Here is a 15,161-nt window from a genome sequence, read left to right on the forward strand (position 1 = left end):
GTTGGTGCGACCGGGACGGTCGCGGCAAGGGTCGGGGCGTCAGCCGAGGCCCTGTGCGAGTCGGTGGTAGGCGGCGTTCCAGCGCACCTCGCGCTCGAAGCCGTCCTTCGTGGTGGTCTCGTCGATGGCGAGGAACTCGATGCCGGACTGGCGGGCGAATTCGCGGAAGGCGTCGATGCCGACCTGCGTCGACATGACGGTGTGATGGGCGGCGCCGGCGGTGAGCCAGGCGGTGGCGGAGGTCGCCAGGTCCGGCGCGGGGCGCCACACGGCGTGCCCGACCGGGAGCTTGGGCATCGGCTGCGGCAGCGCGACGTTCTCGACCGCGTTCGCCGTCATCCGGAACCGCTCGCGCATGTCGCTGAGCGCGACGACGACGGCCGGGCCGGCGTCGGCCGTGAAGACGAGCCGCACCGGGTCGTCCTTGCCGCCGATGCCGAGCGGGTGCACCTCGAGGCGCGGGCGCGACGTCGTGAGGCTCGGGCTCACCTCGAGCATGTGCGCGCCCAGGATCACCTCCTCGCCCTCGACCAGGTGGTACGTGTAGTCCTCCATGAGGCTCGCGCCGCCCGGCAGGCCGGCGCCCATGTGCGCGGCCGCGTGCACGAGGATCGCCGTCTTCCAGTCGCCCTCCGCGCCGAAGCCGTAGCCGTCGGCCATCAGGCGCTGCACCGCGAGCCCGGGCAGCTGCGGCAGCGACCCGAGGTCCTCGAAGCTCGTGGTGAAGGCGCCGAACCCGCCGGCCTCGAGGAATCCGCGGAGGCCCACCTCGATGCGGGCGCCGTCGCGCAGCGACTCGTGGCGCTCACCGCCGGGGAGCAGCTCGTCGGCGACGTCGTAGGTCGCGACGTACTCGTCGACGAGCGCGGCGACCGCGGCGTCGTCGGCCGCGGCGACGGCATCCGCGAGCTCGTTGACGCCCCAGGTGTTGATCTGCGTGCCGAGGCGGATCTCGGCCTCGGTCTTGTCGCCCTCGGTGACGGCGACGAAGCGCATGTTGTCGCCGAAGCGCGCGACCTTCAGCGACCGCACCGCGGCGGTGCCGAGCGCGGCGCGCGACCAGGTGCCGATCTCGGCGCGGACGCGGGGTGCCGAGGCGTGGCCCACGACGATCGTGCGCGGCACGCCGAGGCGTGCGGCCAGGTACCCGAACTCGCGGTCGCCGTGCGCCGCCTGGTTCAGGTTCATGAAGTCGAAGTCGATCTCGTCCCACGGCAGCGCCACGTTGTGCTGCGTGTGCAGGTGCAGCATCGGCTTCGCGAGCGCCTCGAGGCCGGCGATCCACATCTTCGCCGGGCTGAAGGTGTGCATCCAGGCGATCACGCCGATCACGGAGTCGTCGGCGTTCGCCTCGAGCGCGGCGCGGCGGATCGCGTCCTGCGAGGTCAGCACCGGGCGCCACTCGACCGTCACGGGGATCTCGTCGGCGTCCGCGAGGAGCGCCGCGACCTCCTGCGACTGGGCCGCGACCTGCGCGAGCGTCTCCTCGCCGTACAGCCCCTGGCTGCCGGTGAGGAACCAGACGGTCCGCGTCGTGGGGTCGGGGATGATGCTGGTCACTGCGTCTCCTCCATGGCCGAAGCCTTCTGCTGGCCGTACACGTGCTGGTAGCGGTCGAAGAGCGCGTCGATCGCCGCCGGGTCGATGGGGATCGTCGCGCCGCCCTGCCGCGCGAGGTGCATCGTGCGCGCGACGTCCTCGCACATGACGGCGGCCTTGACGGCGTCGCGCGCGTCGCTGCCGATCGTGAAGGGGCCGTGGTTCTGCATGAGCACGGCGCGCGACCGGTGGCCGGTGAGCGTCTCGACGATGCCGTGGCCGATCGAGTCGTCGCCGATGATCGCGAACGGGCCGACGGGGATCTCGCCGCCGAACTCGTCGGCCATCGCGGTGATGTGGCACGGGATCGCCTCGCCGCGCGCGGCCCACGCGGTCGCGTAGGTCGAGTGCGTGTGGACGACGCCGCCCACCTCGGGCATGTGCCGGTAGACGTAGGCGTGCGCCGCGGTGTCGCTCGAGGGCGATCGCTCGGAGCCCTCGCTGCCGGGGACGACGACGCCGTCGAGGTCGCACAGGATCATCGACGCGGGCGTCAGGTCGTCGTAGTCGACGCCGGACGGCTTGATGACGAAGAGGTCCTCCCCCGGCACCCGGCCGGAGACGTTGCCGCCGGTCCAGACGACCAGGCCGTACCGGACGAGCTCCGCGTGCAGCGCGGCGACCTGCTCGCGCACAGCAGCGACCGCGTCATCTCGGCTCATTCCCATGGGACTCCGTCGTCTCGTGCGGCGGCTGCCGCGATGCAATGGGTGACACTGTATGCGAAACGGTCACATGCATGCCACTCCGTGGCCGAACCGTGACCTTCGGCGTGGCGCGGCGAGGCTTCAGCCGGGGCGCGCGACCGACGCGCGGGTGACGAGCACGGGCGGGATCCGCAGGTGCACGAGCCCCGCCCGGCCCGCCAGGTCGTCGAGCAGCACGCGCATGGCGGCGGCGCCGACCTGCTCGAACTCCTGCCGAACGGTCGTGAGCGGCGTGGGGAAGTGCGCCGCCTCCGGTACGTCGTCGAAGCCGACGATCGACACGTCGCGCGGCACGTCGAGGCCGGCGTCGCGGCACGCGTGCATGAGGCCGAGCGCCATCTGGTCGTTGCCGACGACGATCCCCGTCGCCCCGAGCGCGAGCACGCGCGCGCCGACCGCGTGGCCGGAGTCCGGCGTCCAGTCGCCCTCGACCGTGCCGACGAGCTCGAGGCCGAGCTCCGCGATGCGCTCCTCGGTGCCGGACGTGCGCGCCGTCGCGTCGATCGAGCCGCTCGGCCCGCACAGCTGGGCGATGCGACGGTGACCGAGGCTCGCGAGGTGGTCGATCGCCATGCGCGCGCCGAGCCGCTGGTCGATGGCGACGCTGTGCCCCGAGGCGAGGCCGGTCGGCTCAAGCGTGACGTAGGGCACCTCCACGCGGAGCTGCGCGAGCGCCTCGAGCATCGCGGTCTCGGCGACCGAGACGACGAGCGCGTCGACGCTCGTCTCGCGCAGGAACGTGACGCCCGCGGCGAGGTCCTCGACGCTGCCGCTGGCGGCGTTCGTGAGCGCGATCCGGTACCCCGCGTCGCGTGCCGCCATCTCGATCGCGATCTGCTGCGCCTGCGGCCCGTAGTGGGTCGTGGGCAGCGTGAGGAGCCCGATCGTCTGCGAGCTGCGTCGCACGAGCGCGCGCGCCGCGGCGTTCGGCCGGTAGCCGAGCTCGACGATGGCCGCCTCGATCCGCGCGAGGGTCTCGGGGCGGATGTTGGGATGCCGGTTCAGCGCGCGCGAGACCGTCTGATAGCTGACCCCGGCGACCGCCGCGACGTCGCGGATGTTCGGTCGCCTCCGCTCTCCGGACGCCATCGCCCCTCCGCTCGCTGCATGCTGAGCCCCAAGCATCGCACGAAGTGACCGTTTCGCATCCGACCGCCGTCAGTCGTCGAGCAGCTCCTCGAGCCGCGTGAGGATGTCGCTCCAGCCCTGCTCGAGCTGCTCGAGCTCGTCCGCGGGCCCGGTCTGCGTCACCCGCACGAGCGTGCCGCCGTCGAGCTCCTCGAGCTCGACGGTGACGAGCTGCGTCGCGGCGGTGCCCTCGCCGCCGAGCCAGTCCCACGTCTGCACGATGCGCTCCCCTTCGAGCAGCTCGACGTACGTGCCCTGCACGCCGATGCCGCCCTCGGCCGTGCGGATGCGGTACCAGCCGCCCTCCTGGGCGTCGAGCTCGTAGCGCGTGTCGTCGAACTGCGGCCACCACCACTGCCGCAGGCCGTCGGCCGTCGTCCAGAGCGCCCACACCGCGTCGGTCGTCGCGGCGACGAAGCCGGTCACCTCGACCCGCTGCCCGCCGTCGTGCTCGCTGTCGAGTGCCATGCCGCAACGCTAGCCGCACTCGGGTCCGCGCCGTCGCGCGTCACGTGCCGAGCGGATCCTCGAGGAGCCCGCGGAATGCGAGCTGCGCGGCGCCGATGAGCAGCCGGTCCTCGCCGAGCGCGCCGCGCACCACCACGAGCGACTCGGCCATGGGCGGCATGAGCTGGGCGCGGAGCGCCGCGAGCAGCGTCTCGGGCTGCTCCGCGAAGAGCGCGCCGAGGAACCCGCCGAGCACCACGGCCTCGGGGTCGAAGGCGTTGACCGCGTTCCGCAGCCCGATCGCGAGCCGCCGCAGCTGCTCCGCGACGAAGGCGTCGACCTCCGGGCTCGCCGCCTCCCGCAGCGCCGCGCTCACGTCCGGCAGGTCGAGGCGGTCGCGACCGAGCACGCCGAGCAGCAGGTCGAAGCGCACCTCGGTCTCGAGGCAACCGGTGGCGCCGCAGCGGCAGCGCTCGCCGCGCGGGTCGACGAGCGTGTGCCCGAGCTCGGCCGCGAAGCCGTGCGCGCTCGCCGGCGCGCTGCCGCCGAGGCGCACGCCGGAGCCGATGCCGGAGGGCCCGCCGTGCAGGTACACGAGGCTCGAGACCCCTCGGCCGGCGCCGAACGTCGACTCCGCCGCGGCGCCGAGGTTCGCGTCGTTGTCGGCGAACGCGGGCAGGCCGGTGCGATCGGCGAGCAGGCGCGCGATCGGCTCGTCGACCCAGCCCGCGTGCGGCACCATCCGCACGAGCCCGTCGGCGGCGCTCACGAGCCCCGGCACCGCGGCGCCGATGCCGAGCACGCGGGCGCCCGAGAGCGCCGGCGCGAGCGAGTCGACGAGCCTGCCGACGATCTCGACGGTCGCCGCCGCCGAGGGCTCGGCCTCGTACTCGTGGCGGATGCGGTGCGCGACGGCGCCGTCGAGGCCCACCACCGCGACCGTCACCGCGTCGGCCTCGACGCCGGCGCCGATCGCCACGACGTGGGCCGACGCGTGCACGACGGGCGACGGCCTGCCGACGCCGCCCGTGCCGGCCGGATCGCGCTCGACGACGAGCCCGGCCGCCTCGAGCGAGGCGACGAGGTCGGCGATCGTCGAGCGGCTGAGGCCCGTGCGTCGCGTGAGCGCGGCGCGCGACGCTGCGCCCTCCTCGTGCACGAGCCGCAGCACGCGCGAGAGGTTGGCGCGGCGCAGCTCGCGCGAACCGGTGTGCGCCTGCGTCATGTCGCTCCTTCGGAGTCGGGCCGCTCGCATGCTACGGCCGCGCGACGGATCTCACCGGGTGCGCGCGGCTCGTGCGCCTGATATGTTTCCGTCCAGAACATTCTAGTCGTCGACGCTGACGGTCTTTGCCCGAGGCGCGACGCATCCTGCGACGCAGCACGGAAGGCACCGCTCATGGCCACGACCCCCACCCCCGACGACCGCTTCTCCTTCGGCCTCTGGACCGTCGGATGGACGGGCAACGACCCGTTCGGCCCGCCGACCCGCCCCGACCTCGACGTCGTGGAGGCCGTCGAGCGCCTCGCCGGCCTCGGCGCGTGGGGGCTCACGTTCCACGACGACGACCTGTTCCCCTTCGGCTCGAGCGACGCCGAGCGGCAGCAGCAGATCGACCGGCTGCGCGGCGCGCTCGACGACACCGGGCTCGTCGTGCCGATGGTCACGACGAACCTGTTCTCGCACCCCGTCTTCAAGGACGGTGGCTTCACGAGCAACGACCGCTCGGTCCGCCGCTTCGCCCTGCGCAAGGTGCTGCGCAACATCGACCTCGCCGCCGAGCTCGGCGCGCAGACCTTCGTCATGTGGGGCGGCCGCGAGGGCGCCGAGTACGACTCCGCGAAGGACGTGCAGGCCGCGCTGGCCCGCTACCGCGAGGCCGTGAACCTGCTCTCGGAGCACGTCGTCGAGCGCGGCTACGACATGCGCTTCGCGATCGAGCCGAAGCCGAACGAGCCGCGCGGCGACATCCTGCTGCCGACGCTCGGGCACGCGCTCGCGTTCATCGCGACGCTCGACCGGCCCGACCTGGTGGGGGTCAACCCCGAGGTGGGGCACGAGCAGATGGCCGGACTGAACTTCACCGCCGGCATCGCGCAGGCGCTCGAGCACGGCAAGCTCTTCCACATCGACCTCAACGGGCAGCGCGGCATCAAGTTCGACCAGGACCTCGTCTTCGGCCACGGCGACCTGTTCAACGCGTTCTCGCTCGTCGACCTGCTCGAGCACGGCTCGCCGACCGGCGGCCCCGCCTACGACGGACCGCGGCACTTCGACTACAAGCCGTCGCGGACCGAGGACTACGACGGCGTGTGGGCGTCGGCCGCCGCGAACATGCGCAACTACCTGCTGCTCAAGGAGCGCGCCCAGTCGTTCCGCGCCGACCCCGAGGTGCAGGCCGCGCTCTCGGCCGCGAAGGTCGACGAGCTGCGCACCCCGACGCTCGCCGAGGGCGAGTCGATCGCCGACCTCGTCGCCGACCGCAGCGCGTTCGAGGACTTCGACGCCCAGGCCTACTTCGGCGGCAAGGGCGCCGGCTTCGTGCACCTGCAGCAGCTCGCGACCGAGCACCTGCTCGGCGCGCGCTGACCGGCGCATGACCCTCGTCGCGGGCGTCGACTCCTCGACGCAGTCGTGCAAGGTCGTCGTCCGCGACCTCGAGACCGGGGCGACGGTGCGCGCGGGTCGCGCACCCCACCCCGACGGCACGGCCGTCGACCCCGAGCGGTGGTGGGAGGCGCTGCTGGCCGCGGTCGCCGACGCCGGCGGCCTCGACGACGTCGCCGCCATCTCGGTCGGGGCGCAGCAGCACGGCATGGTGGCGCTCGACGACCGCGGCGAGCCCGTCTTCGACGCGCTGCTGTGGAACGACGTGCGCTCCGCGGCCGCGGCCGCCGCGCTCGTCGACGAGCTCGGCGCCGAGGCGCTCGCGCGGCGCACCGGCGTCGTGCCGGTCGCGTCGTTCACGATCGCGAAGGTGCGCTGGCTCGCCGACGCGCACCCCGAGCTCGCGGCGCGCGTCGCCGCGATCGCGCTCCCTCACGACTGGCTCACCTGGCGGCTGCGGGGCTTCGGCCCCGCAGCCCCCGAGCTGTCGGCGCTCACGACCGACGCCTCCGACGCCTCCGGCACCGGGTGGACGACGGTCGACGGGGAGCACGACCGCGCGCTGCTCGGTGCGGCGCTCCGCCGGGACGCGAGCGACGTGGCGCTGCCGCGCGTGCTGCCGGCCGGGGCGACCGCGGGCGTCACCGCAGCGCACCCCGGCATCCCTGCGGGGCTCGCGATCGGCGTCGGCTGCGGCGACAACGCCGGCGCCGCGCTGGGCCTCGGCGCGGCGGAGGGCGACGTGATCGTCTCGCTCGGCACCTCGGGGGTCGTGACGGCCGTGACGCGCGCGTTCGCCCCGGATGCGACGGGCACCGTCGCCGGCTTCGCCGACGCCTCCGGGCTGCGGCTGCCGCTCGTCGCGACGCTCAACGCGGCACGCGTGCTCGACGCCGCCGCGCGGCTGCTCGGCGTCGACCACGCCGCGCTCGGCGAGCTCGCGCTCGCCGCGCCCGCCGGCGCCGACGGCCTCGTGCTGCGGCCCTACCTCGAGGGCGAGCGCACGCCGAACCTCCCGACCGCGACCGCGACCCTGTACGGCATGACGAGCCGCTCGCTCACGCGCGAGGGGTTCGCGCGCGCGTCGATCGAGGGCATGGTGTGCGGGCTCGCCGACGGGCTCGACGCGCTCGAGCGGCTGGGCGTGGAGCCGCGCCGCGTGCTGCTCATCGGCGGCGCGGCGCAGTCGCCCGCCGTGCAGCGCGTCGCGGCGGCGGTGCTCGGCCGGCCGATCGCCGTGCCGACGCCGGGCGAGTACGTCGCCGCCGGCGCCGCGGTGCAGGCGGCCTGGGCGCTCACCGGCGCTCGGCCGTCCTGGGCCGTCGAGGCGGCGACCGTCGTCGAGCAGCCGCGGCCGGAGGTGCGCGCGGCCTACGCCGCGACACCCGCCGACCCGATCGGCGACGCGGCCGGCCGGTAGTCGAGCGCCCCGAAGCGGGCCTCGGCACCGCCCGCCCCGACGGCGGCGATGCCGATCCAGACGCCGAGGAAGCCGCCCGTCGACGCCGTGTCGAGCGTGCGGGCGTCGACCGTCGCGACCACGTCGCCGTCGACGAGCAGCCGGTAGTCGCTGCCGCGCGCGCGGACGCCGAGCAGCGCGGCGCCGGCGTCCAGGTCGACGGCGCCGACCTCGGTCTCCTCGCGCGCGCGGCGGTGCACGGCGCGCACGCGCGTGCCTGCGCCGCGCTGCTCGACGAGCAGCGCGACGTGGTCGTCCTCCGACTGGCGGATCACGAGGCCGGCGGCCGCGCCGTCGGCGACGTGCTCGACCCGCACCGTGACGTCGAGCTCGCGGTGCTGCTGCCGCACGCCCAGGAAGGCGGGCGTCCCGGGGTCGCCGAGGCCGTCGCCGGTCGCCCGGAGCGACCAGCCCTCGCCGTCGGGCGTCGCGAACGACGCGGCGAAGCCGCGCACGCTCGTCCAGCGCGGATCCTCGGGCACGACGGCGCCCGCCGAGCGCGAGTCGGGCTGCCAGACGCCAGGCGGAGGCTCCACGCCGAGCTCGACCGTGGCGGGCACGCGCCCCTCCCCCGGCGCGAAGACGGGCCAGCCGTCCTGCCACTCGACGGGGCACAGGAAGGTCTCGCGGCCGAGCGGGTGCCGGTGCCCGTCGTAGGGGCGGGTGCCGAGCAGCACCGCCCACCAGCGCCCGTCCGGCGCCTGCACCAGGTCGGCGTGGCCGACCGCCTGCACCTCCGCGCCGTGCCCGAGCTGCCGGTGCGTGAGCACGGGGTTGGCGGGCGAGCCGACGAACGGGCCGGTCGGGTGCTCCGCCCGCGCGATGCACACCGCGTGCTCGAACGCCGTGCCGCCCTCCGCCGCGAGCAGGTAGCACGTGCCGTCGATGCGCAGGAGGTGCGGGCCCTCGGCCCACACGGCGCCGCGCACGGCACCGGTCCACACGACGTGCTCATCGCCGACGAGCCGCCCCTCGGCGATCGAGAGCTCGCGCACCCAGACCTCGGTCTGGTGGTGCCACTCGGGCTCGGCGACGAGGCGCGTGCCGTGCATCCACACCCGGCCGTCGTCGTCGAACAGCAGCGACGGGTCGATGCCGGCCACGTCGATCCAGATCGGGTCGCTCCACGGGCCGGCAGCGTCGTCGGCGGTGACCAGGAAGGTGCCGCCGCGCTCGCCGTCCGCGGGGTCGACGAGCGTCGTGATGATCCAGAACCGCTCGCCGTCGTGCCGGATCGTGGGCGCGAAGATGCCGCCGGATGAGCGGATGCCGGCCAGGTCGACCATCCCTGGCCGGTCGAGCACGTGGCCGATCGTCTCCCAGGTCGCGAGGTCGCGCGACCGCATGACGGGCATGCCGGGCAGCAGCTCGAACGTGGACGTGACGAGGTAGTGCCACTCCCCCACGCGGCAGATCGAGGGGTCGGGGAAGCAGCCCGGCAGGATCGGGTTCGCGACCGGCACGCGTCAGCCGATCGTCACGTCGACGATGCGCCGGTCACCCGGGCCCACCTCGTGCACGGGCCCGGTCAGCGTCAGCCGCGCGCGAGCCGTCGCGGTGCCGGGGATCGCGACCGCCTCGCTGCGCCGCGCGTTCGAGATGACGCCCTGCGACGGGTCGTCCCCGTCCGACCGCGGTGCGGAGGCCGCCGCGTGCGATGCGATCCACACCTCGACCTCGCCGGGCTCGACGACGCGCACCATCCGCCGATCGGTGAACGAGAAGCGGCGCGCGGGCACGCTGAGCTCGACGCGCGCCGAGGCGCCGGGGGCGAGCGAGACGCGCGCGTAGCCCAGCAGCTGCACGAGCGGCCGCGGGATCGAGCCGACGAGATCGCGGCCGTACAGCTGTACGACGTCGCCGCCGGCACGGTCGCCCGTGTTCGTGACGACGACGGAGGCGCGGAACGCTCCGCCGGTCGGCGCCGTCGCGTCGACCTCGAGGTCGGTGTACGAGAACGACGCGTACGAGAGGCCGAAGCCGAACGGGCGCAGCGGCGTCGGGTCGGCGGTCGTCACGTCGGACGGCCCGCCGAGCCGCGCGTGCGCGTACGTGTAGGGCTGGGCCCCGGTGGTGCGCGGCAGCGAGACCGGGAGCCGGCCGGACGGCGAGGTGGCACCGGTGAGCACGTCGGCGATCGCCTCGCCGCCCGCCTCCCCGGGGAAGAACGCCTGCAGCACGGCCGCGGGCGCCGCGTCGCCCTCGAGCGCCCACGGCACCGCATAGGGCCTGCCGGTGAGGAGCACGAGCACGACGGGCGTACCGGTCGCGACGACCGCCTCGACGAGCTCGCGCTGCCTGCCCGGCAGCTCGAGCGAGGCGACGTCGTTGCCCTCCCCGACCGTGCCGCGGCCGAAGAGCCCCGCGTCGTCGCCGACGACGACAACCGCGACGTCGGCGCGCGCCGCGGCAGCCGCGGCATCCGCGATGCCGCGTGCGTCGCCGTCCTCGACGCCGACCCCCTCGACGGCCTCGATCGCGCTGCCGGGGAGCGCAGCCGCGAGCGCCTCGAGCACGGTGGGGATCGCGAAGCCGGGCTCGACGCCCGGGTGGTGCGCGAGCACGTGGTTCGCGAAGGAGTAGCAGCCCTGCAGCGCCTCGGACCGGTCGGCGTTGGGGCCGATGACCGCGACGCGCGCGGGTGCCGCGAGCGGGAGCGTGCCGTCGTTGGCGAGCAGCACGAGCGACTCCGCGGCGAGGCTGCGGGCGATGGCGCGGTGCCGCGGCGAGTCGAGGTCGATCGTCGCCGGCGCGTCGTCGGCGAAGGCATCGGGCTCGAGCAGCCCGAGCTCCTCCTTCTGCGCGAGCACGCGCAGCACGGCGCGATCGACGTAGGCCTCGTCGAGCTCGCCGGCGCGGATGCGCGCGGCGAGCGGGCCGAGGAACGCGTCGCCCGTCGGCAGCTCGACGTCGATGCCGGCGATGAGCGCCTGCGCCGCCGCCTCGCCGCGGTCGGCGGCGATGCCGTGCATGACGTCGAGGAACGCGACCGAGAAGTAGTCGGAGACCACCACGCCGTCGAAGCCGAGCTCGCCGCGCAACACGTCGGTGAGCATCCGCTCGTCGGATGCCACGGGGATGCCGTCGACGTCGGTGTAGCTGTTCATGACGGAGCGCGCACCGGCGTCGCGGATGGCCATCTCGAAGGGCGGCAGGTAGGTGTCCGCGATCTCGCGCGGCCCCGCCGAGACGGGCGCGTGGTTGCGGCCCGCGTTCGAGGCGCTGTAGCCGACGAAGTGCTTGAGGGTCGCGTGCACGCCGGCGCCCTGGAGGCCGCGCACGTAGGCGCTGCCGACGGTGCCGACGAGGTACGGGTCCTCGCCGATGCACTCGTCCACCCGGCCCCAGCGCGGGTCGCGGACGACATCGAGCACGGGTGCGAGGCCCTGGTGGATGCCGAGGCTGCGCATGGAGTCGCCGATCGCGCGCCCCATCTCCTCGACGAGCGCCGGGTCGAACGCGGCACCCCAGGCGAGCGGCGTGGGGAAGGTCGCCGCCTTCCACGCCGCGAGCCCCGTGAGGCACTCCTCGTGCACGATCGCCGGGATGCCGAGCCGCGTCTCGCGCTGGAGCCGCCGCTGCTCGGCGACGAGCCACGCGGCGCGCGCCGCGGGCTCGACGGGTCGCGTGCCGTAGACGCGGGTGTAGTGGCCGATCCCGTGCTCGGTGATCGACGCGAGCGACGCGCCGGCCGCCGCGCTCGCCATCTCCCCCTGCATCGGGGCGACGACGCTGCCGCCCTGGTCGAGCCAGTAGCCGACGAGCTGGGCGAGCCGCTCCTCGAGCGTCATGCGGGCGTGGAGCTCCCGCACGCGCTCGGAGACGAGCGGGCTCGCGGGCAGGGCAGGCGCCCGTCCGACGTCGGCGAGCGGTGCGCCGCTCGTGTGCACGGTGGTGGTCATCCCTTGATCGCTCCCGTCAGGCCGCCGACGATGCGGCGCTCGAAGATGCTGAAGAACACGAGGGCCGGCACCGTGGAGAGGGCGGTGAAGGCCATCACGCGCGCGGTGTCGACGGAGTACTGCGACGAGAAGTTCTGCACGCCGAGCGGCAGCGTGTAGAGGTTCGGGTCGTTGAGGATGAACAGCGGCAGCATGTAGCCGTTCCACGAGCCGACGAACGCGAGGATGCCGGTCGTGATGACGCCCGGCAGGCTCAGCGGCACGACCATCCGGAAGAAGAAGCCGAGCCGGCTCGCGCCGTCGATCGCCGCCGCCTCCTCGAGCTCCACCGGGATCGCCCGGAGGAACGGCACGAGGATGATGATCGTGACCGGCAGCGCGAAGGCGATCTGCGGCAGGATCACGCCGGCGAGCGCGTTCGTCAGGCCGAGGTTGCGCACGAGCAGGTAGAGCGGCGTGATCGCGACCGTGACGGGGAACATGAGGCCCGCGGCGAAGAGCGCGTACATGGCGCCCTTGCCGACGAACTCGTAGCGGGCGAGCACGAAGCTCGCCATGAGGCCGAGCGCGACGACGCCGACCGCGGTCGCGACGCCGACGACGGCGGAGTTGCCCATCGTCTGCCAGAAGCTGCCGCTCGCGAGCACCTCGAGGTAGTTCGTGGCGACCCAGGGGCTCGGGAAGCCGGACGGGCTCGTGGTGATCTGCGAGTTCGTGCGGAACCCGCCCAGGATGATGTAGATCACCGGTCCCATGCAGATCGCGATGAGCACGATCGAGCACAGGTAGACGACCGGGCTGCCCCAGGCGGCGACGCGTCGGTTCGGGCGCCGCAGCGCGGGTCGCGCGGGGAGGATGGAGGTCGTCACGGTCGCGGCTCCTTCGTGCTGGATCCGGCCATGCCGGTGAGGGCCCCCTCGGTGTCGCGACGCAGCACGAAGCGCTGGTAGCCGAGCGCGATGGCGAGGGAGATGATGAAGAGCACGACGGCGACGGCGTTGCCGTAGCCGTAGCTGCCGGCCATGTGGCCGTTGAGGTACATGTACGTCGCCATCGTCGACGTGCCCGCGGTCGCGGAGACGTACTGGCCCCAGATGATGTTGACGAGGTCGAACAGCTGCAGCGAGCCGATGATCGACAGGAACGCCCAGATGCGGATCGTCGGCCCGAGCAGCGGCAGCGTGATGCTGCGCTGCATCTGCCAGAACGACGCGCCGTCGATCGACGCCGCCTCGTAGAGCTCGTCGGGGATCGACTGCAGGCCGGCGAGCATGAGGATCACCGCGAAGCCGATGTACTTCCACGTGATGATCACCATGAGCGTCCAGAGTGCGATCTGCGGGTCGGCGATCCAGGAGTTGCGCAGCGCGTCGAGCCCGACGCTCGAGAGCAGGTCGTTGACGGCGCCGCGGTCCTGGAGCATGAGGCTCCAGCCCGTGCCGACCACGACCTCCGAGATCACGTACGGCACGAAGATGAGCACGCGGATGATCGAGCGGCCGCGGATGCGCTGGTTGAGCAGCAGCGCGAAGAGGACCGCGAGCGGCCCCTGCAGCGCGAGGGAGGCGACGACGATGAACAGGTTGTGCGCGACGGCGTCGCGGAAGGTCGAGTCGCCGAGGATCGTGACGTAGTTCTGCAGCCCGACGAAGTCGGTCGGGGCGCCGAAGCCGTTCCAGCGGAAGAAGCCGTAGAAGGCCGCCATCAGCACCGGCACGATGACGAAGAAGACGAAGACGCCGACCGCGGGCCCCGCGAGCAGCAGGATCTCCGCGCGCTTCCGCCAGTCCGTCCGCCCGCGGCGCGGGCCCCGCGGGGCCGGGGCCGACGCCTGGGCGTCGACCTCCGGCTCCGCGGATCCCTGGCGCACCGGCGCGACGGACGCCGCCGCGGTGCTCACCCTCGCTGTGCTGCGGTCGTGACGGCGTCGACGATGCCCTGCGGCGTGCCGTTGCCCGCGAGCAGCTCGACGACCGCCGTGTTGAGCGAGTTGCCGATGTTCTGGCCGAGCAGCGTGTCGAGCCAGACGACCACGTAGTCGGCCGACTCGTAGGCCTCGACGAGCGGCTCGAGCGCCGGGTCCTCGACGGCCGTCTGCGCCTCGGACGACGCGGGGATGGTGTCGAACGCCTCGGCGTAGCCGGCCTGCGACTCGGGCGAGGCGATGAAGTTCAGGAACGCCTCGCACGCTGTCGGCGCGTCGTTCGCGCACGAGTAGCCGTCGACGCCGCCCATCATCGCGGAGGGCGAGCCAGCGCCGCCCTCGACCTCGGGGAACGGGAACCAGCCCAGGTCGGGGAGCGGCTGCTGGTCGGGCGTGAGCCCGCCGATGACACCGACGTTCCAGCCGCCCATGAGCTCCATGCCCGCCTGGTGGTTGGCGATGAGGCCCGCGGAGGAGCCGGCGCCCTCCTGCGCGGCGGTCGTGAGGAAGCCCTCGTTGAAGGGCTCGGTCGCGGCGAACTCCGCCAGGTCCTCGCCCGCGGCGAGCCAGCACGCGTCGCTGAAGTCGAGCGTCGAGGCGATCGACTCCATGACCTCCTGGCTGCACTCGCGCAGCGCGAAGAAGTAGTACCAGTGGGCGGCGGGCCACGCGGCCATGCCGCCGAGCGCGATCGGCTCGACGCCGCTCTGCTCGAGCGCGCCGACGGCGTCGCCCAGCTCCGACATCGTGGTGGGCGTGCCGTCGATGCCGGCGTCGGCGAAGAGGTCCTCGCTGTAGAAGATGCCGCCCGGCAGCACCGCGACCGGCATGCCGTAGATGGCGCCCTCGACCGTGAAGGCGCTGAAGACGCCCTCGCCGTAGTCGCTCGACACGTCCTCCGAGATGAGGTCGGTGAGGTCGCGCACGGCGCCCGCGCCGACGATGTCGGCGAGCTTGCCACCGCCGCGCGCCATGAAGATGTCGGGCATGTCGCCCGAGTTCACGGCGGTCTGCAGGCGGCCGTCCATGTCCTCGTTCTGGATCGACTGGATCTCGATGGTGACGCCCTCGTTCGCCGCCTCGAAGGCAGCGACCCGGTCCTCCCAGTAGGCCTTGCCGTCGCCGGTCGTGGAGTTGTGCCAGAAGGTCATCGTCACCTCGCCCCCGGATGCCGCAGGGTCGCCTTGCGCGCCCGAGCAGCCGACGAGGGCGGTGACCCCCGCGATGGCTCCGAGCGTCAGCACGGTGCGTGATTTCATGGCAGTGCTCCTCGTCATTGAGTGGTGTGCCCCGCACCTGCGATCGCTGATCGGCGGTGCGCGTGCTGATGACGATGGCATCGGCGCGAGCACTTGTCAAACGTTTTCGATAACGTTTTCGCAACCCG

12 protein-coding genes are annotated in these 15,161 nt (G+C 73.6%); 2 read left to right on the forward strand and 10 right to left on the reverse strand.

Annotation, left to right across the window (positions count from 1 at the left end; translation table 11 throughout):
* Positions 1–39: 39 nt before the first annotated feature.
* The 5 genes from araA to ACVWW9_RS02620 all read right to left on the reverse strand — a co-directional run bounded on the left by araA (position 40) and on the right by ACVWW9_RS02620 (position 5,106).
* Positions 40–1,560: an L-arabinose isomerase gene (araA, locus tag ACVWW9_RS02600; RefSeq protein WP_456514256.1), complete on the reverse strand. Its 1,521-nt coding sequence runs from the start codon at positions 1,558–1,560 to the stop codon at positions 40–42.
* Positions 1,557–2,261, reverse strand: coding sequence for an L-ribulose-5-phosphate 4-epimerase (locus ACVWW9_RS02605; protein ID WP_456514257.1), 705 nt, complete (start codon positions 2,259–2,261; stop codon positions 1,557–1,559). Before ACVWW9_RS02605 ends, araA begins: the two co-directional genes overlap by 4 nt.
* Positions 2,262–2,387: 126 nt before the next feature.
* A complete protein-coding gene (locus tag ACVWW9_RS02610; RefSeq protein WP_456514258.1) occupies positions 2,388–3,395 on the reverse strand; it encodes a LacI family DNA-binding transcriptional regulator in 1,008 nt (335 codons plus the stop codon).
* 69 nt (positions 3,396–3,464) lie between these two features.
* Complete coding sequence (locus ACVWW9_RS02615) at positions 3,465–3,902, reverse strand: SRPBCC family protein (protein WP_456514259.1); 438 nt, start codon at positions 3,900–3,902, stop codon at positions 3,465–3,467.
* A gap of 40 nt (positions 3,903–3,942) precedes the next feature.
* Complete coding sequence (locus ACVWW9_RS02620) at positions 3,943–5,106, reverse strand: ROK family protein (RefSeq protein ID WP_456514260.1); 1,164 nt, start codon at positions 5,104–5,106, stop codon at positions 3,943–3,945.
* A 174-nt stretch (positions 5,107–5,280) separates the two neighbouring features.
* On the opposite strand from ACVWW9_RS02620, the gene xylA reads away from it, so the two are divergent.
* Complete coding sequence (xylA, locus tag ACVWW9_RS02625; RefSeq protein ID WP_456514261.1) at positions 5,281–6,471, forward strand: xylose isomerase; 1,191 nt, start codon at positions 5,281–5,283, stop codon at positions 6,469–6,471.
* A gap of 7 nt (positions 6,472–6,478) precedes the next feature.
* Positions 6,479–7,909, forward strand: a complete 1,431-nt coding sequence (locus tag ACVWW9_RS02630) for an FGGY family carbohydrate kinase (protein ID WP_456514262.1) — start codon at positions 6,479–6,481, stop codon at positions 7,907–7,909.
* On the opposite strand, the gene ACVWW9_RS02635 is transcribed toward ACVWW9_RS02630, so the two are convergent.
* Genes ACVWW9_RS02635 through ACVWW9_RS02655 form a run of 5 tightly spaced genes read right to left on the reverse strand, consistent with a single transcriptional unit; the run spans position 7,861 to position 15,033 of the window.
* The gene (locus ACVWW9_RS02635) at positions 7,861–9,411 is read right to left on the reverse strand and encodes a family 43 glycosylhydrolase (RefSeq protein ID WP_456514263.1); all 1,551 of its coding nucleotides are present in this window, start codon (positions 9,409–9,411) and stop codon (positions 7,861–7,863) included. The genes ACVWW9_RS02630 and ACVWW9_RS02635 overlap by 49 nt on opposite strands.
* Positions 9,412–9,414: 3 nt before the next feature.
* A complete protein-coding gene (locus ACVWW9_RS02640) occupies positions 9,415–11,850 on the reverse strand; it encodes a beta-xylosidase/alpha-l-arabinosidase (protein WP_456514264.1) in 2,436 nt (811 codons plus the stop codon).
* Positions 11,847–12,719, reverse strand: coding sequence for a carbohydrate ABC transporter permease (locus tag ACVWW9_RS02645; protein WP_456514265.1), 873 nt, complete (start codon positions 12,717–12,719; stop codon positions 11,847–11,849). The genes ACVWW9_RS02640 and ACVWW9_RS02645 overlap by 4 nt, the downstream gene beginning before the upstream one ends.
* Positions 12,716–13,750, reverse strand: coding sequence for a carbohydrate ABC transporter permease (locus tag ACVWW9_RS02650; RefSeq protein WP_123696183.1), 1,035 nt, complete (start codon positions 13,748–13,750; stop codon positions 12,716–12,718). The genes ACVWW9_RS02645 and ACVWW9_RS02650 overlap by 4 nt, the downstream gene beginning before the upstream one ends.
* Entirely contained in the window at positions 13,747–15,033 is a 1,287-nt protein-coding gene (locus ACVWW9_RS02655; protein WP_456514266.1) for an ABC transporter substrate-binding protein, read from the reverse strand. Before ACVWW9_RS02655 ends, ACVWW9_RS02650 begins: the two co-directional genes overlap by 4 nt.
* Positions 15,034–15,161 lie beyond the last annotated feature (128 nt).

Source organism: Agrococcus sp. UYP33, assembly GCF_054060915.1.